Raw genomic sequence first — 16,060 nt, 5'->3', positions numbered from 1 at the left:
AGGAGGACCGTCGGCGTGTCGCACCGCACCGCACCGCCGTCCGGGGCGGCGCAGCTGCGCGCCGACTGCGGACGCTGCTTCGGGCTGTGTTGCGTGGTGCCCGCCTTCGCCGCGTCGGCGGACTTCGCCATCGACAAGCCGGCCGGCTCGCCCTGCCCCAACCTGCGCCCCGACCACCGCTGCGGCATCCACACCGAGCTGCGGCAGCGTGGTTTTCCCGGCTGCACGGTGTTCGACTGCTTCGGGGCCGGGCAGCAGGTCGCCCAGGTGACCTTCGGCGGGCGGGACTGGCGGGACGCGCCAGAGACGTTACCGGCGATGGCGGAGGCGTTCGCGGTGCTGCGACCGCTGCACGAACTGCTCTGGTACCTCACCGAGGCGGTGGCGCTGCGCCCGCCGGCCGACCTGCGCGCGGAGCTGCAACGCGCCCGCGCCGAGACGCTGACGCTCACCGAGGGCGACCCGGCTCAACTTCGCGCGGTGGACGTCGCCGATCACCGGAACCGGGTCAACCCGCTGCTGTCCCGGGCCAGCGACGCGGCCCGTGCCCCCGGCGGCGCCGACCGGCGGGGCGCGCACCTGCTCGGGGTGGACCTGCGTCGCGTCGACCTCCGCCGCGCCAACCTGCGCGGGGCGCTGCTCATCGGCGCCGACCTGCGCGGAGCGGACCTCGGCCGGGCCGACGTCACCGGCGCGGACCTGCGCGGCGCCGACCTGCGGGGCGCGGACCTACGGCGCACGCTCTTCCTGCACCAGACCCAGCTGGACGCCGCCCGAGGTGACACCCACACGGGGCTGCCGCAGACGCTCACCCGGCCGGCGCACTGGACGGCGCTGCCGCTCACCCCGGTCCGTCAGCCGGTTCGCTCCCCCGCCCGTCGGGGCCGCCGCCGTTAGGTTCGGCCCGACCCGGTCCGCCGCACGCTCCCGTCAACTCCTGGAAGCCGGCATGGACCGGGCACTGTGGGCAGCGGGCGCGGTCGCAGAGTCGACAGAGGTGGGCCAGGCTGCCGGCGTCCGCCACCTCGTCGTGCAGCAGGGCGCGGGCGATGTCGGCGAGCTGGGCGCGCTGCTCGACGGTCAGCGGGGCGAGCAACGCGGTCAGCACCTCCTGCCGGGCGCGCAGCGTACGAGCAGCGGCCGCCGTGCCCTCGGTGGTGAGGTGCAGGGCCCGGCTGCGCGCGTCGGCGCCGGGACGCCGCTCCACCCAGCCCTGCTCCCGGAGCCGCCGGACCAGGTGCGCGACGCCGGGCTGGGTGAGCCCCAGCACCTGGCCCAACCACTCGGCGGTCACCCCCGGCTGGTCCTTGAGGACGACGAGCGCCTCGGCGAGCGCGCCACCGGCCCCGACGGACGCGCTGACCGACGCCCGCATCCGCGAGCCGACGAGCAGGGCGAGTGCGCCGAGCAGGTTGGGCGAGCCGTCCTCGGGTAGATTCATAAGTTGTGAATGTACCTCGTCGGGCGATGCTGCTCATCGTGTTGATGACCGTGGCGCAGCTGCCTGTCGCACTGCGGCAGCTGCTCGTCGTGCTGCTCGGTCACCAGAACACCGGCAGCTTCGCCACCGCCGGAGTGGCCAGCGCCGGCTGCGGGATCGGGTTGGCGGTCACCGCGCCGCTGGTCGGCCGACTCCTGGGCCGGCTCGGCGCCCGGCCGGTGCTGCTCGCCACCGGCCTCGCCCACCTGCTCGCCCTGCTCGGCCTGGCCGTCACCACCGAACCGGTGGCGTTCGTGGCGCTGGCCACCGTCGCCGGGCTCAGCACGCCACCGGCGGTCGGGAGCGGACGCGCCCACCTGGCCCGGCTCGTCGCCCCCGCCGCGCTGGCCCGCGCGTACGCGGTCAACGCCGTCGGGCAGGAGGTGCTCTACGTGGGCGGCCCCCTCGCCGTGACACTGAGCCTGCTGATCAGTGGACCCACTGCCGCACTGCTCGCCTTCGCGGTGATTGGCAGCGCCGGGTTGCTCGGCATGGTCGCCGTGCTGCCACCGCGCGAGGCCGACCGGCAGCCTCGCGGGAAGGGATCCGCGCTGCCCGGCCAGGCCACCCGCCGCACCGTCGTCGGCACCCACATCGGCTACATGATGGGCATCGGCGCGATGTGGGTGCTGGTGCCCGCGTTCGCCACCACGGTCGGGCACCCGGACCAGGCCGGGCTGCTGGTGACCATCTGGTCGGTGGGCAGCCTGGCCGGTGGCGTGCTGCTGGCGAGCAGGGGGCGGCCCGGCAGCCCGGCGGCGGCGTACCTGACGATGCTCGCCACGTTGGCAGCCACCTCGGTGGCGCTGCTGCTGCCACGCAACGTGCCGCAGATGGCCGTCGCGCTGGCGGTCTTCGGTCTCGCGCTGGCACCGTTCCTCGCCGTCACCGACGAGATCCTCGCCCGGTCCACTCCGGCGGTCCGGCTCCCCGAGACGTACGGGTGGTTGCAGACGGCCGGGCAGCTCGGCATCGCCGCCGGCTCCGCGACCAGTGGCGTGGTCAACGACCACCTCGGTAACACCTGGGCGTTCCTGGTGGTCGTCGGCGCGCTCGCGCTCGCGCTGATCGTCGCGCTCAGTCGCCGCCGGACCCTGCGGCTGCCGTCCGCCGCGCCGCAGGCCGAGACGGTCGGCTCGGCGGTCACCGCCGGCGGGTCAGGTTTCGGCCGCGACGACGCCGGGTAGCCAGCGCCGACGCGGACCGGCATCGACGGGGGGCACGGCGTGGGCTACCGAAATCGCCAGGGTGAGCAGCCGAGCGACCCGCAGCACAGCGAGGACGAGGCCGGCCAGGCGCCACTGGCGCAGGTCGAGACGGACACCGAGGTCCCCGCACCGGCGGACACCGACGTCCGGCCGGACATCGTGACCGAGCCCGACAACTCGGGCGTCGCCGGTGGCTCGTCGGGCAGCAGCGGCGGCGGGTCGAGCATGCCGGGGCACCCCGACGCGACCCGCTGATCCGGGCTCAGCGGCTGGTCAGCGCGCCCCGAGCCTCGGTCATGCCCTTGTTGGCGAGCCCGTCGGCCCGCTCGTTCTCCGGGTGGCCGTTGTGCCCCTTGACCCACAGCCAGGTGACCTCGTGCCGCTCGCAGGCCGCCTCCAGCCGCTGCCACAGGTCGGCGTTCTTCACCGGCTGCTTCGCGGCGGTCCGCCAACCGTTGCGCTTCCACGACGCCAGCCAACTGGTGATGCCGTTGCGCACGTACGTGCTGTCGGTGTGCAGCTCCACGGTGACCGGCCGGTTCAGGCTCTCCAGCGCCTGGATGGCCGCCATCAGCTCCATCCGGTTGTTCGTGGTGGGCGTGGCCTCACCGCCGCACAACTCCCGCTCGTGATCGCCGTAGCGCAGCAGCGCACCCCAACCACCCGGACCGGGGTTGCCACTGCACGCCCCGTCGGTCCAGATCTGCACGCCCCTGCCAGCCGCCGCGTCCACCATGCCCGGCAACCTACCGGGCGCGGACGTCGTCCTCCCCGCTCGGGGGGCCGCCGCGCCGCGCCGTCGGCGTCGCGCCCCCTGCGTCGCCCACCACCGCGGGTGGGATGGCCGGCGCGGGCCGGGTGGGGAGCAGCCGGTCGCGGACCCGGTGTACGGCGTCACCGGCGGTCGCGGCGATCATCGGCCACAGCCGGGTCGAATTCATGATCGCGACCTCCTCGGCCGGCGTGGTGCCGCCGTCGAGGAAGCGCAACACCCGCTCGGCCGGGTTGCGGTCGAAGAGCCGGTCGAAGAACTCGGGACCGCCCACCTCACCCCGGTCCAGCGCGCGCAGCGCCACCGCGTCCATCCAACGGTGCCGGCGCGGGTACGCCGGCGCGGGCACCGGCGGGCGGCCCGCGGCGAGGGCGCGGGCCACCTGATCCGCCTGGCGGTACATGGCGGAGAAGGTGAAGCCGGTGGAGGGGCGGGTCGCGCCACCGGCCGTGCCGAGCCGGACCACGCGGGGAGTCGGCCGGGCCGGGAACGGCGCGTCGGTCATCGGGATCACCCCGTTCTCCACCTCGCGCACCCGCAACCCGGTCGGATCCAGCCCGAGCAGATCCCGGTAGCCGGCCAGCGCCGCGTCGTACCCGGCATCGGTGAGCAGGTCCGGCGAGAACTCGGTGTACTCGACCAGGGCGTAGCGGTCGCTGACCGGCAGCACGTACCCGAAGGAGACGCCCCGGGGCGGCTGCGGGGTACGGAAGTCCATCAGCACCGCACGCGTCGGGTCGAACACCGGCCGGTCAGCCTCCAGCCACCACCCCCGGAAGTGCTGCAACCAGGTCGTTCGCCCCGCTCGCACCGGCGGTCGGGGGCGGGAGTCGAGCACCCAGCCGGCCCGTACGCCGCGCCCGTCGCCGGTACCGACCAGCACCCGGTCGCCGTCGTCGCGCACCGTCTCGGCGGGGGCGACGATCCGGGTGGCGTGGAGGCGACGCTCGGCGTCGGCAGCCCGGTCGTAGACCGGGCCGGAGCGGAGCATGGCGTACCGCAGCGGGGTGAGGTCCAGGACGCGGCGTCGCGCCGCCGTCGCCACCTCGACCTGCTGCCAGCTCGCGCTGAGCAGCGGGTCCAGGTCGCTGTCCGGGTGGCCCCAGAACGCCCAGGTGCGGTCCTGACCGCGTCGGCGCACCGGGTCGACGATGGCGACCCGCAGATCCCGGACACCGTGGCGGTCCAGTGCGGCGAGCAGCAACGACGCGGCACCGCCGCCACCGAGCAGCGCGAGGTCGACGTCGAGCGGCGCGGAGTCGGTCACCCGCACCACGCTGCCACACCGTCTCGCGCCACCACCGGATGGGCCGGACCGGCGCTCAGGCCACCGGGGCGGGCGACTCGACAGGGGGCGGGTCGGCGAACGCGCGCGCCACCGCGGCGCGGTTGAAGACCCGCCAGGTGGCGGCGGAGACGCCGATCGCCACCACCAACCCGACCCAGTACGGCGCGGTGATGCCGAATCGGGCGGCGAGCAGCCCGCCCAGGAGCGCGCCCAGGCAGTTGCCGCCCGCCGCCACGAAGAGGTTCGTGCTGGCCACCCGGCCCTGCAGGTGAGGTGGGGTCAGTCGTTGGCGCAGTGAGTTCGACACGATGTTCCACAGCCCGCCGTGCACGCCGAAGGCGAACAGCGCGAACCCGACCACGATGGTGCTGCGGGACGCGGCCAACGCCAGGTGCAGCCCCGCCTCGACGAGCAGGCCGATCCGGATCGTCCAGGTGGCGCTGATCCGGGCGATGATCCGGTCGCCGAGGAGGGCGCCGAGCACCCCACCGGTGGCCATGCAGGTGAAGAGCAGACCGTAGCCGACGGACCCGAGTCCCAGCCGCTCGGCGGCGAGCAGCACCAGCACCGCGAGCGCGGCGGTGAGGGTCACGTTGAGCAGACCGATCAGCACGGCCATCGTGCGCAGCAGCCGCTGGTTGGCCAGCCAGCGCAGTCCTTCGACGATCTCGCCGCCCATCGAGCGGGTAGGGCGTGCGTGCCCGTCGCCGACGGCGGCCCGGAAGTCCCCGCCGATCAGCGCCACCAACACGGCGCTGAGGGCGTACGTGACGGCGTTGACCAGGAACGGGCTGCCCGCGGAGAGCGCGAACAGGAAGCCGCCGAGCGGGCCGGCGAGCATGCTGTGCATGAGTGTGGCGCCACCGCTGAGCCAACCGTTGGCACGCTCCAGGCGGTGCCGTGGCACCACGACCGGCACCATGGCCTGGCTCGCCGCGCGGAACACGATCTCTCCGGTGTTGACCAGGAACAGCACCGCGAACAGCAGGGCCACCCCACCTCGGCCGCTGAGGATCGCCGTGGCCAGAACGGCGAGCGCGACCACCCGGACCAGGTCGATGACGATCATCAGGCGGCGTCGGTCCATCCGGTCCACCAGCACCCCGCCGGGCAGGGCGAAGAGCAGCCACGGCAGCCACGCCACGGCGGACGCCCCGGCGACCACGAGCGGGTCATCGGTACGCGACGCGACGAAGAGCGGCGCGGCGACGGTGGCCAGGCCGCTGCCCAGGGCCGAGAGCGTGGTCGCCGCCCAGAGTTTGGCGAACACCGTTCCCAGGCCATCTCCCACGTTCCGCGCCACGGCGAGCGAACCTACCAGCGTCTCCCCTGGCCGCACGGGGATTTATCCCGCCGCCAGAAGGGCCGCCCGCTGCCAGGTTGACAGGCAACCCGTTGGTTGCCTAACTTGGCAAGCAACCGAATGGTTGCCTGTTGCGGGGAGGGTCGATGGACGACGCGTTTCGGGCACTGGCCGATCCCAGCCGGCGTCGACTTCTGGACCGGCTCAACGAGCGCAACGGCCAGACCCTGCGGGAGCTCTGCGACGGGCTGGCCGGCACCCGACAGGCCGTCAGCAAGCACCTGTCGGTGCTGGAGGCGGCCGATCTCGTCACGACCGTGCGGCGCGGCCGGGAGAAGCTGCACTACCTCAACGCCGCCCCGATCAACGCCATCGCCGACCGGTGGCTCAGCCGCTACGACCGCGAGCGCGCTGCCACCCTGGCCGACCTGACCACCGCATTGGAGCGACAACCCATGGAGAGCCCGACCTTCGTCTACACCACCTACGTCACCACCACCGCGCAGCGACTGTGGGCCGCGCTCACCGAACCCGCGTTCACCCGTCGCTACTGGGGTGGAGTCGCGCTGGTTTCGGACTGGCAGGTCGGGTCACCCGTGCTGTGGCAGGACGCACCGGACGGCGAGCCGCGCGACCTCGGCCAACGGGTGCTCGTCGCCGAGCCGTACCGTCGTCTCTCCTACAGCTGGCACGGCTTCCAGGCCGAACACGCCGCGCACTTCGGCTGGTCCGCCGAGGAGCTGACCGCCCGGCTCGGTGAGCGCCGCTCGAAGGTGACCTTCGAGATCGAGCCGCACAGCGGGTCGACCGTCCGGCTCACCGTCATCCACGACGACTTCTCCGCCGACAGTGAGATGCACCGGGCGATCAGCGGCCAACTCGACGGCAGCGGCGGCTGGCCCGAGCTGCTGGCCAGCCTCAAGACGCTGCTGGAGACCGGCGAGCCGATGCCGGACCCGACCCAGGCCCAGGCCCGCTGACCCGAGCCCGGATCACGTCGGCCAGGGGGTGCATTTCCGCCGTCTTCGGCAATACCTCGCCATCGGCCCAGCGACGACAGCCCGGCCGGAGCAGACATCGATCGGAGCACCGGTGCCGGTCGGGCCGTCCGGGCCTTTCCGCAGCTCTCCCCGCCTTCGGGTGGACACGTGACGGCAACGAGGATTTCTCATTTTCACCTGATCGAGGACCCAACCCACCTAGTGTTGGGCACACCGGTGCTAGTCACGGAGTTGGCCACCCGAACGACGTCCCACGCAGTCAGCGGACGAAAAGTGAGGGAAGACGCGTATGAAGGTCTCAACAGCACTCTGCTCGGCGGCGCTCGGCGTGGGCCTCGGCACGCTCCTGCTGCCGGGCGCCGCACTGGCCGACACCACGGTGTCACCGGCCACCACCCCGGTCGGTGGGACCGTCGTGCTCACCGCGACGACCTGCAACCCGAAGTCGGGTGACGCCCTCTTCCGGGTCACCGGCCCCAACCGCGACCAGAACGTCCGATCCACCACGGCCGCCGCCGGCGGCGGGCTGAGCGCCGAGCTCTTCACCGCCGGGTTCACCCTGGGCACGTACACGGTGGCGGCGACCTGCGGCGACGGTAGCTCGGCCGGTACCGCCACCTTCGCCGTCACCCCGATCGGCGGCGCGCCGGCCGGCTCCGGCGGCGACAACCGTGACACCGGCGCTCTCGCCGCCGGCGGCACGCTGCTCGGCACCGCCCTCGCCGGCGCGGTGATCCTGATCCGCCGGCGCCGTCCGGTGTCCACTGTCGCCTGATCGGCGGCCGTTCCATCCCTGAGACGGGTGCCCGCGCCGGTGACACCGGTGCGGGCACCCCGACGATCCGGTACGGAGGTGCACACGTGTGGTGGCGGCGGACCCTACCGGCAGTGGTCGCCCTGCTCGGCGTGACCGGGCTCGGGCTGATCACCGTCGGCCTCACCGCCGACCCCGCGCGGCCACCACGACCGTCGGCCGACGCGCCGACCCGCACCCACCCCGCACCGGACCTGGCGCCGCTGCCACCCGCCGCGCCGGTCCGGGTGCAGATCCCCGCCATCGACGTACGCGCCGACATCGTCCCCGTCGGCGCCGACGCCGCCGGGGTGCTGGAGGTACCGCCGCTGGACCGGCCCACCCTCGCCGGCTGGTACCGGCACGGGGTCAGCCCCGGTGAGACCGGTAACGCCGTCCTGGTGGGACACGTCGACGCACCGTCCGGCCCGGCCGTCTTCTTCGACCTCGGTCGGCTCCGCGCCGGGCAGCAGGTACAGGTCACCCGCGCCGACGCACGGATCGCCACGTTCACAGTGGACGACGTCCGGGCGTACCCCAAGGAGCACTTCCCCACCACCCTGGTCTACGGCCCGGCCGACGCCGCCGGGCTGCGCCTGATCACCTGCGGCGGCCGCTTCGACGCCGCCACCGGCAACTACGTCGACAACGTCGTCGTCTTCGCCACCCGCACCGCCTGAACCGCGCCGCACCGCCTGAGCCGCGCCGCACCGCCTGAGCCGCGCCGCACCGCCTGAGCCGCGCCGCACCGCCTGAGCCGCGCCGCAGCCGACTCCCCGCTGTCGGGGGCCGGACCCCGGTCGGCAGAATGCGGTGGCACCGTCCCCTGATCGGGACGGTGCGCCGGCGAGGGGGAGGCACGCGGTGGATCAGCGACCGGTACGGGACCGGACGGGTCGAGGCGTACGCGCCCTGGCCCGGCGACTGCTCGGACGGGTCGAGGGCGACTCCCCCACCCCCCGCCGGTCCAACCCGGACGCCGTGGTCGACTGCGCCGTCTACGTCAACGGGCGGCGGGAACCCGGTCAACCGCACTACGCCGACGCGTACGCCCGGGCGCGGCACGGCCGCGACGCCTTCGTGTGGCTGGGACTGCACGATCCAGGCCCGGCCGTGCTCGCCGCGGTCGGCCAGACCTTCGGCCTCGACGAGCTGACCGTCGAACAGGCGCTCGCCGACGGGCACCGGCCCACCGTGCAGCGCCAGGGGCCGGTCACGCTGCTGGTCCTGCGCACCGCCGGGTACGTGGAGCACGACGAGCTGACCGACACCTCCGAGGTGATCGACACCGGGGACGTCATGGTGCTGCTCGGTGACCGCTTCGCCATCACGGTGCGACACGGCGCCGCCGGGGCGCTGCGCAGCGTCCGCGCCGACATCGAGCGCCGCCCCGCGCTGCTGGCCGCCGGGCCGTGGGCGGTGGCGTACGCGGTCTGCGCCCGCATGGTCGACTCCTACCTGGAGGTGGCCGGGCACGTGGAACGAGACCTGGAGCGCGTCGAGGAGGCGGTGTTCGCCCGCGACCGCGCCGTCGACATCCAGCACATCTACCAGCTCAAACGGGAGGTGGTGGAGTTCAAGCGCGCGGTCCTGCCGTTGCAGGCGCCGATGCGCACGCTGCTCGAACCCGATGGCCCACCGCGTGCCCTGCACCGCTGGTTCGTCGACGTCGACGGCCGGCTGAGCCGGGCGGTGGATCGGGTGGCCGCGTACGACGACCTGCTCACCTCGATCGTCCAGTCGCGACTGGCGCAGCTCGCCGTGGAGCAGAACAACGACATGCGCAAGATCGCCGCCTGGGCGGCCATCGCGGCCACCCAGACCGGCATCGCCGGCGTCTACGGCATGAACTTCAACCACATGCCCGAGCTGGCCTGGCGCTACGGCTACGCCGGGGCCCTCACCCTGATGGCGGCGGCGGCCCTGTTCCTGTACCGGCTGTTCCGCCGCTCCGGCTGGCTGTGAGCCCCCGCCGACGGGCTGTTCAGCGGCGCGCGGAGAGGAAGGCGCGGATGCGGTCGCGGGGTTTGTCGGTCAGCTCGGGCCGTGGGTGAAGGCCGCGAGGTCGTAATCCAACTCGCCGAGGACGTGCGCGGTCTCCCGGGTCATCTGGAAGTCGCTGCACAGCCACTTCATCGGCCACCGGACGCCGAGCACGTTGAACAACGCGTCCCCGGTGATCAGCAGGCGGGTCGGCTCGTGCAGCAGCGACACGTGCCCGGGCGAGTGCCCGGGGGTGTGCACCACCCGCAGGCCACCACCGACGTCGAGCAGGTCCCCGTCGGCCAGCGGCTGCGCCACCTCGACCGCCGGAAACCGGCCGCTGTTGAGCCGGGCGAAGAGCCGCCCGCCGGTCACAGCCGGGTCGCTGACCGGCGCGCGACCCGCCTGCGCGTACGGCAGGTCGGCGGCGTGCGCCGCGACCGGGGCGCCGGTGCGGCGGGCCAACTCCGCCGCTCCGCCGGCGTGATCGGGGTGCGCGTGGGTGAGCACGATCCGGGTGACGTCCGATGGCGCCTTGCCGATCGCCGCGAGCCCGCGCACGATCCGGGCCGGCGCCTTGGCCAGCCCGCAGTCGACAAGCGTGACACTGCCGTCGTCGTCGACGAGGGCGTACGAGTTGACGGCCGAGCGGCCCACGGTCGGGATACGCCAGACGTTCGGGGCCAGTGGCACCGCAGGGGCTCGCGTCATGTCGCGAGTCTAGGAGCGATCGTCAACTGTCGTTCTCGGCCGACCGGCGCTCCGCCTGGGTTGACGGAGGGCTAACCTCGCGCGGGTGATGTGGCAGCGGTACGTGGCGATCGGTGACAGCACCACCGAAGGGCTCGACGACCCGGACGGCGTCGGCGGCTACCGGGGCTGGGCCGACCGGTTCGCCCTGGCGGTGGCCCGCGCCCAGGGTGGTCTGGAATACGCGAACCTGGCCATCCGGGGCCGGACCACCGCGCTGATCCGGGCCGAGCAGCTCCAGCCCGCCCTCGACCTGGCCCCCGACCTGGCCACCGTGGTCGCCGGCATGAACGACGTGCTGCGCCCCTCCTTCGACGCGGACCAGGTCGCCGGGGATGTCGCGGCGATGCAGCAGGCACTGGTCGAGCAGGGGGCCACAGTGCTGACCTTCACGATGCCGGATCCGGCACCCGTGATGCCGTTGGCCCGGCCGCTGCGTGGTCGCATGCTGGCGCTCAACGAGGCGCTGCGGGCTGCCACCGCGCGGACCGGCGCCACCCTCCTCGACCTGGGCGCCCACCCGGTCTCCTCCGATCCCCGGCTGTGGAGCGACGACCGGCTGCACGCCAACAGCGCCGGGCACGAGCGCATCGCCGCCGCACTGGCGTACACGGCGGGTCTGCCCGGGTTCGACGACTCCTGGACGCTGCCGTTGCCGCCGGCACCCCGGCGGCGCCGCGGCGAGGTGTTCGGCGCCGAGCTGGCCTGGACCCGCCGGCACCTGCTGCCCTGGATGGCCCGGCACCTCCGCGGCCGCTCGTCGGGCGACGACCGGGTGGCCAAGCGGCCGGTGCCGCTGCCGGTGCCGCTGGACTAGAGCAGGTGCGGCAGGATGGCGACGTGGGTAAGGGTGCGGGACGTCGGCGGGCGAACACCACGACGGGACGGGTGTGCCCGTGCGGCTCCGGTCGGGCGTACGCCGACTGCTGCGCGCCGGCGCACGGCGGCGACGCCCCGGCGACGGCCGAGGCGTTGATGCGCTCAAGGTTCAGCGCCTTCGCCCTCGGGGACTCCGGTTACCTGCTGCGCAGCTGGCACTCCTCGACCCGGCCCGCCTCCCTGGAGCTCGACCCAGGGCAGCGGTGGACCCGGCTGGAGATCGTGGAGACCGAGCGGGGCGGCCTGCTCGACACCGTTGGCACGGTGACCTTCCACGCCCACTACCGGGACGCGGGCCGGCCCGGCACGTTGACCGAACACAGCCGGTTCGTCCGCGAGGACGGCCGGTGGGTCTACCTCGACGGTGACCAACCCTGACGGGTGTTTGGGCGTAGGATGACGTCGGCGTAGTCCTGCGCCGCACCTCCCTCCCGGCGCTCACGCCGCCGGCAACGCGGAGGCAAAGGGGGCCTGGAGCCCTCGGGACGTGGTGCCACATGCCCCACTCCGGCGGGGTCGGCGGGAGCGTGAGTCCCGGTGACCGTGCCGTTGACCGGGAGCATGTGATGACCACCCAGAGATCGTTCAAGGCCCGGGTCCGAGCCCGGATGGAGAAGACCGGCGAGAGTTACACCACCGCCCGCCGGCACCTGATCGATCGGGCCGCCGAGCCGGCGTCCACCGCCTCGTCCCCGCCAGCGCGGACGAACCCGACCGCAGCGGCTGCCGCGGCGCAGACCGAGCGGATCACCGACGACCTGATCCGCGCCCGGACCGGCCGCGGCTGGGACGAGTGGTTCGCCCTGCTCGACGCCGCGTCCGCCACCGGGTGGACGCACACCCGGATCGCCCGCCACCTGGTCACCGAACACGAGGTGCCGGGCTGGTGGGCGCAGACCATCACCGTCGGGTACGAGCAGGCACGCGGCCTGCGCGCGCCGGGTCAACGACGCGGCGGTGGCTTCGAGGCCAGCGCGAGCCGGACGGTGGCTGTGCCGGCGCTGCGGTTGTTCGCGGCGTTCGCCGACGAGACGGCACGCACCCGCTGGCTGCCCGACGTCGAGGTGCGCGTCCGCACCGCCACCGAGCCGCGCAGCTTCCGGGCCGACTGGGCCGGAGGCCCCACCCGGATCGTCGTCGGCATCGACGCTGTCGGCGAGTCAAAGGCCCGGGTCAACGTCCTGCACGAGAAGCTGACCGGAGCCGAGCAGGCCGCGGAACTGAAGGCGTACTGGCGGGACCGGCTTGCCGCGCTGAAGGTGTTGCTCGAAACGGACGGAGACCACCGATGACCATGACATTCATCAACCTGCCGGTGCGCGACCTGACCACCGCGGCCGAGTTCTACCGGGCGATCGGCTTCACCAGCGACCAGGCCGAGCCGGACGGCGACAGCATGGTGCTCACCATCTCCGACACCACCCGGCTGGTGCTGCACCTCCGCTCGGGCTTCGAGGCGTACACCGGGGTCGCCACGACGGACACGGCGACCAGCCGGGAGGTCATCGTCGGGCTGTCGGCGTCGAGCCGAGGGCAGGTCGACGAACTGGTCGACCAGGCGGCGACCGCCGGCGGGGAGTCGCTCGGGCCGGGAACGACAGACGGGCCGATGTACATGCGCGGCTTCCGCGACCTCGACGGCCACCAGTGGTCGTTTCTGCACATGGCCGGATGACGTGCGGCCCGGCGGCGGCCCGAGGAGGCCGCCGCCGGGCCCCGGTCAGTCCGGGCCGGCCGGCACAGCCGCGGCCACGCCGACGGGCACGACCGTCCGGCGCTGGCGGGTCAGCAGCACCAGCGCCACCACGAGGTACGCCCCGGCGGTGAGCGCGAACGCCACCGCGTTGCCGGCCGCCGTGGCGAGCAGACCGTAGCCGGCGTACGTCACGATGATCAGCACGTCGGTGGCCATCCCGGCCAGGGAGGTGACGGTGGCGCGGCTGGTGCCGGTGATCCGGGCCTGGAGTCGCGCGTCGGCCAGCACGGTGGCCAACTGCGCGGCGCCGAAGGCCACCGCGAGCAGCACGAACCCCGCCGGATGCCGGAGCAGGGCACCTGCGGCCAGCGCGACGCCGACCAGACCCAGCAGCGCGGCGTAGCCTCGGCCGCCCAGCCGCTCCCCCGCCGGGGCGAGCAGCCCGCCGACGGTCACTCCCGCCCAGAGCAGCAGGAGCAGCAGGGGTACGGCCTGCGCGCCGACGCCGGTGTCCAGGGCGAGCAGCGGGGTGTACTCGTCCAGAGCACCCCAGTCGGCGGCGACCACGGCCACCAGCAGCACGGCGGCCCGCACCGGCGGGCGCGTGCGGACCTGCGACACTCCGGCCCGCAGCGTGTCCCACCACCCCAGGTCACCATCGTCGTCCGGGCTCGCGGGCGGGGCGGTGTCCGGCTCGTCCTGCCGGGTTGGTGCCGCGCCCATCGGCCGGGCGGCCAGCACCGGCTCGGCGACCGGAACGCGTGCGGCGGCGGGCTCGCGGTGTTCCGGGAACCGGGTGGCGACGATCGCGGCGAGCACGCAGGCGAGCACGCTGGCCGCGCCGACCACCGGGTACCCGCCGACGGCGAGCGCCGGGCCGGCGAGCACTCCGGAGACCACCACGCCCAGCACCCCCGCCGTCCGTGCCCGCCCGAGCACCCGGGCGTACCGGTCGACAGCGCCGAGCCGGTCCAGTTCGGTCCAGACCAACGCCTCCAGCGCGCCGGAGACCAGTGCGCCACCGGCGCCCCAGAGCAGGAAGCCGACGGCGAAGGCCGGGTACGACGGCAGCAGCACCCAGAGCGCGAAGCCGGCGGCGGCCACCAGTGGGGCGAGGCACAGCAGCAGCCGGCGGGACAGCACGTCGGCCCAGGCACCGGAGGGCACCTCGAACAGGATCCCGGCGGCGGACCAGATGACGAAGAGCGACGCGATCTGCCCCACCGACAGCCCGGTGTCGGCGAAGAACACCACGTACAGCGGGTAGAGCAGGACGAGGTCACTGAGGAACGCGTACCCGTAGAGGGTCGCCGTCAGCCGACGGGCCGCCGGCTCGGGCACGCGCGAAGCGATGGGGGTCATGGGGCCTTCCCGTGGGAGTGGAGACGGACACCGGACGTGCGGTGCCCGTGGTGGCCCACGGGATCGGCCGACGCTGCTGGATCAATGTCGCCAGGTCATGCCCGCGATGCTAGACAACCGGCGCGGCCGCGGCCAGCGCTTTCGGCGTGCCGGGCAGCGCGAACCGTGCCGGGTGGGTGAGGCGGGGTGGGTGAGGCAGGGCGGCGCGGGGCGGGGCGGACAACGAGAGGCGGGGCGGGATCAGATCGATCCCGCCCCGCCGCCGTACCGCTGGTGTCAGCGCCGGTCGATCGGCGGAATGACAGTGGTGGTCTCACTGTCGTCGCTGGTGCGCTGCCCGGGCACCGCGCGATCGGTGCCGCCCGTGACCACCTGGGTGGCGTCGGGGTCGACGCCGGTGCCCACCGCCTGCGTGACGTCCGAATCGGCGGAGCCGCTGACCACCTGGGTCGTGTCGTCGGTCGCGGAGGGCCGGGCCGGCGTCGGCGTCGGCGTCGGCGTCGGCGTCGGCGTCGGCGTCGGCGTCGGCGTAACGTCGTCGACGGCGCCGCGGTCGACCACCTGGGTGGCGTCGGAGCTGACCGGGAAGTGGACGACCTGGGTGGCCTCCGGGTCGGTGGGCCGGGTCACCACCTGGGTGGCGTCGGCGTCGGCCGGCCGGGGCACCACCTGGGTGGCCTCCGCGCCGCTGGTGGTGGCCGAGCGGCGGGCCAGCTCGGCCTCAGCGTCGCGGCGACCGGCCCGGTACGCCTGGGCGTGCTCGGCGATCAGCTGCGACTCCTGCTCGGCGCGGGTCAGCCACGACTCCCAACGACTCTGCATCGGACGGATCAGACCGCCGCCGACACCGACGACGAGGATGCCGCCGATCGTGGCCAGCACGGCGATCAGCACGGGAGTGGTGACCGCGGTGGCCACACCGATCTGGTTCAGCGCCGCGATGACGCCGAGGCCGAGGATGAACACCGAGGCGATGGTGGCCAGCACCCGGCCGTACGACAGGCCGCCGAGCGCGCCACTGATGATGTCCTTGACCGCGTTGGCGATGGCGGCGGCGACCACGACGATGACGATCGCGACGAAGGCGCGGGGCAGCCACGAGATCACCGCGCCGAGCAGGTCGGAGATCGGGTTCGGGCCCCAGATGCCGAAGGCGAGCTGAAGGGTGAACAGCAGCACCGCGTAGTAGACGAGCTTCGCGACGATGTCACTGGCGTCGTACCGGGAGCGGCTCAACGCACGGCGGATGCCGCCGCGTTCGACGGCGCGGTCGAAGCCGACCCGTTCGAGGACCTTCTCCACGATCTTCAGTACGGCCTTGGCGATCAGCCATCCGGCCACCAGGATCGCCAGGAAGGCGACGGCCTTGGGCAGGAAGAGCATCACCGAGCGGAGAGCGTCGCCCACCGCGTCGCTGACCTTGTCACTCATCTGGTCATTCCTTAAATGGGGCAGCCGGAACGGTCAGCCCCGGACCTACCCCCGAGCCGACGCGCGGAAACGCCGACCAGGCAGGGCCGCCCTGATGACCGGGTGCTGGTGAGC

General features: G+C 73.8%; 18 protein-coding genes. 11 read left to right on the top strand and 7 right to left on the bottom strand.

Annotated features, from left to right (window positions below; all coding sequences use genetic code 11):
• Nucleotides 1-15 precede the first annotated feature (15 nt).
• The gene (locus ABTW72_RS30745; RefSeq protein WP_350864938.1) at nt 16-897 is read left to right on the top strand and encodes a pentapeptide repeat-containing protein; all 882 of its coding nucleotides are present in this window, start codon (nt 16-18) and stop codon (nt 895-897) included.
• On the opposite strand, the gene ABTW72_RS30740 is transcribed toward ABTW72_RS30745, so the two are convergent.
• Nucleotides 842-1,441 (bottom strand): MarR family winged helix-turn-helix transcriptional regulator, encoded by a 600-nt coding sequence (locus ABTW72_RS30740; protein ID WP_350864935.1) that lies wholly within the window; start codon nt 1,439-1,441, stop codon nt 842-844. The genes ABTW72_RS30745 and ABTW72_RS30740 overlap by 56 nt on opposite strands.
• A gap of 5 nt (nt 1,442-1,446) precedes the next feature.
• On the opposite strand from ABTW72_RS30740, the gene ABTW72_RS30735 reads away from it, so the two are divergent.
• Nucleotides 1,447-2,667 carry an MFS transporter gene (locus tag ABTW72_RS30735; protein WP_350864932.1) on the top strand — a complete coding sequence of 407 codons (1,221 nt, stop codon included), beginning with the start codon at nt 1,447-1,449 and terminating at the stop codon, nt 2,665-2,667.
• Between the two features lie 39 nt (nt 2,668-2,706).
• Entirely contained in the window at nt 2,707-2,943 is a 237-nt protein-coding gene (locus ABTW72_RS30730) for a preprotein translocase YidC (protein WP_350864930.1), read from the top strand.
• A gap of 7 nt (nt 2,944-2,950) precedes the next feature.
• Here ABTW72_RS30730 and rnhA read toward each other — a convergent pair whose 3' ends face one another.
• The 3 genes from rnhA to ABTW72_RS30715 are packed head-to-tail and all read right to left on the bottom strand — an operon-like array spanning nt 2,951 to nt 6,051.
• Nucleotides 2,951-3,424 (bottom strand): ribonuclease HI, encoded by a 474-nt coding sequence (rnhA, locus tag ABTW72_RS30725; RefSeq protein ID WP_091406604.1) that lies wholly within the window; start codon nt 3,422-3,424, stop codon nt 2,951-2,953.
• 10 nt (nt 3,425-3,434) lie between these two features.
• The gene (locus ABTW72_RS30720; RefSeq protein WP_350864928.1) at nt 3,435-4,727 is read right to left on the bottom strand and encodes a lycopene cyclase family protein; all 1,293 of its coding nucleotides are present in this window, start codon (nt 4,725-4,727) and stop codon (nt 3,435-3,437) included.
• A gap of 55 nt (nt 4,728-4,782) precedes the next feature.
• Nucleotides 4,783-6,051, bottom strand: coding sequence for an MFS transporter (locus tag ABTW72_RS30715; protein ID WP_350864926.1), 1,269 nt, complete (start codon nt 6,049-6,051; stop codon nt 4,783-4,785).
• A 146-nt stretch (nt 6,052-6,197) separates the two neighbouring features.
• On the opposite strand from ABTW72_RS30715, the gene ABTW72_RS30710 reads away from it, so the two are divergent.
• The 4 genes from ABTW72_RS30710 to ABTW72_RS30695 all read left to right on the top strand — a co-directional run bounded on the left by ABTW72_RS30710 (nt 6,198) and on the right by ABTW72_RS30695 (nt 9,810).
• Nucleotides 6,198-7,031: an ArsR/SmtB family transcription factor gene (locus ABTW72_RS30710; protein ID WP_350864924.1), complete on the top strand. Its 834-nt coding sequence runs from the start codon at nt 6,198-6,200 to the stop codon at nt 7,029-7,031.
• A 310-nt stretch (nt 7,032-7,341) separates the two neighbouring features.
• On the top strand, nt 7,342-7,827 hold the full coding sequence (locus ABTW72_RS30705; protein WP_091406610.1) for a hypothetical protein: 486 nt from the start codon (nt 7,342-7,344) through the stop codon (nt 7,825-7,827).
• 86 nt (nt 7,828-7,913) lie between these two features.
• The gene (locus ABTW72_RS30700; protein ID WP_350864922.1) at nt 7,914-8,525 is read left to right on the top strand and encodes a class F sortase; all 612 of its coding nucleotides are present in this window, start codon (nt 7,914-7,916) and stop codon (nt 8,523-8,525) included.
• Between the two features lie 184 nt (nt 8,526-8,709).
• Nucleotides 8,710-9,810, top strand: coding sequence for a magnesium and cobalt transport protein CorA (locus ABTW72_RS30695; protein WP_350864920.1), 1,101 nt, complete (start codon nt 8,710-8,712; stop codon nt 9,808-9,810).
• Nucleotides 9,811-9,879: 69 nt separating this feature from the next.
• Here the strand turns inward: ABTW72_RS30695 and ABTW72_RS30690 are convergent, their stop codons facing one another.
• Nucleotides 9,880-10,539, bottom strand: a complete 660-nt coding sequence (locus tag ABTW72_RS30690; RefSeq protein ID WP_350864918.1) for an MBL fold metallo-hydrolase — start codon at nt 10,537-10,539, stop codon at nt 9,880-9,882.
• 88 nt (nt 10,540-10,627) lie between these two features.
• Here ABTW72_RS30690 and ABTW72_RS30685 point away from each other — a divergent pair, with 88 nt between their 5' ends.
• From ABTW72_RS30685 to ABTW72_RS30670, 4 genes are all read left to right on the top strand, one after another.
• A complete protein-coding gene (locus ABTW72_RS30685) occupies nt 10,628-11,395 on the top strand; it encodes an SGNH/GDSL hydrolase family protein (RefSeq protein ID WP_350865006.1) in 768 nt (255 codons plus the stop codon).
• Between the two features lie 23 nt (nt 11,396-11,418).
• The gene (locus tag ABTW72_RS30680) at nt 11,419-11,835 is read left to right on the top strand and encodes a YchJ family protein (protein WP_350864916.1); all 417 of its coding nucleotides are present in this window, start codon (nt 11,419-11,421) and stop codon (nt 11,833-11,835) included.
• Nucleotides 11,836-12,023: 188 nt separating this feature from the next.
• Nucleotides 12,024-12,749, top strand: a complete 726-nt coding sequence (locus ABTW72_RS30675) for a hypothetical protein (protein ID WP_350864914.1) — start codon at nt 12,024-12,026, stop codon at nt 12,747-12,749.
• Complete coding sequence (locus tag ABTW72_RS30670; protein WP_350864912.1) at nt 12,746-13,132, top strand: VOC family protein; 387 nt, start codon at nt 12,746-12,748, stop codon at nt 13,130-13,132. The genes ABTW72_RS30675 and ABTW72_RS30670 overlap by 4 nt, the downstream gene beginning before the upstream one ends.
• 45 nt (nt 13,133-13,177) lie before the next feature.
• Here the strand turns inward: ABTW72_RS30670 and ABTW72_RS30665 are convergent, their stop codons facing one another.
• Nucleotides 13,178-14,515 (bottom strand): MFS transporter, encoded by a 1,338-nt coding sequence (locus ABTW72_RS30665; RefSeq protein WP_350864909.1) that lies wholly within the window; start codon nt 14,513-14,515, stop codon nt 13,178-13,180.
• Between the two features lie 276 nt (nt 14,516-14,791).
• Nucleotides 14,792-15,946, bottom strand: a complete 1,155-nt coding sequence (locus tag ABTW72_RS32770) for a mechanosensitive ion channel family protein (protein WP_502892271.1) — start codon at nt 15,944-15,946, stop codon at nt 14,792-14,794.
• Between the last annotated feature and the right edge of the window lie 114 nt (nt 15,947-16,060).

The sequence above is a fragment of the Micromonospora sp. NPDC127501 genome (assembly GCF_040302185.1).
In the GTDB taxonomy this organism is placed as follows: Bacteria; Actinomycetota; Actinomycetes; order Mycobacteriales; family Micromonosporaceae; genus Micromonospora.
Note: the sequence above shows the minus strand (reverse complement) of the source record. Positions and strands in the feature narration are given on the sequence as shown.

Excerpts from the sequence above, each read along its gene's own strand:
- ABTW72_RS30740 (WP_350864935.1), bottom strand. The coding sequence starts at position 1,441 with ATGAATCTACCCGAGGACGGCTCGCCCAACCTGCTCGGCGCACTCGCC.
- rnhA (WP_091406604.1), bottom strand. The coding sequence starts at position 3,424 with ATGGTGGACGCGGCGGCTGGCAGGGGCGTGCAGATCTGGACCGACGGG.
- ABTW72_RS30710 (WP_350864924.1), top strand. The coding sequence starts at position 6,198 with ATGGACGACGCGTTTCGGGCACTGGCCGATCCCAGCCGGCGTCGACTT.
- ABTW72_RS30705 (WP_091406610.1), top strand. The coding sequence starts at position 7,342 with ATGAAGGTCTCAACAGCACTCTGCTCGGCGGCGCTCGGCGTGGGCCTC.
- ABTW72_RS30690 (WP_350864918.1), bottom strand. The coding sequence starts at position 10,539 with ATGACGCGAGCCCCTGCGGTGCCACTGGCCCCGAACGTCTGGCGTATC.
- ABTW72_RS30685 (WP_350865006.1), top strand. The coding sequence starts at position 10,628 with ATGTGGCAGCGGTACGTGGCGATCGGTGACAGCACCACCGAAGGGCTC.
- ABTW72_RS30675 (WP_350864914.1), top strand. The coding sequence starts at position 12,024 with ATGACCACCCAGAGATCGTTCAAGGCCCGGGTCCGAGCCCGGATGGAG.
- ABTW72_RS30670 (WP_350864912.1), top strand. The coding sequence starts at position 12,746 with ATGACCATGACATTCATCAACCTGCCGGTGCGCGACCTGACCACCGCG.
- ABTW72_RS30665 (WP_350864909.1), bottom strand. The coding sequence starts at position 14,515 with ATGACCCCCATCGCTTCGCGCGTGCCCGAGCCGGCGGCCCGTCGGCTG.
- ABTW72_RS32770 (WP_502892271.1), bottom strand. The coding sequence starts at position 15,946 with ATGAGTGACAAGGTCAGCGACGCGGTGGGCGACGCTCTCCGCTCGGTG.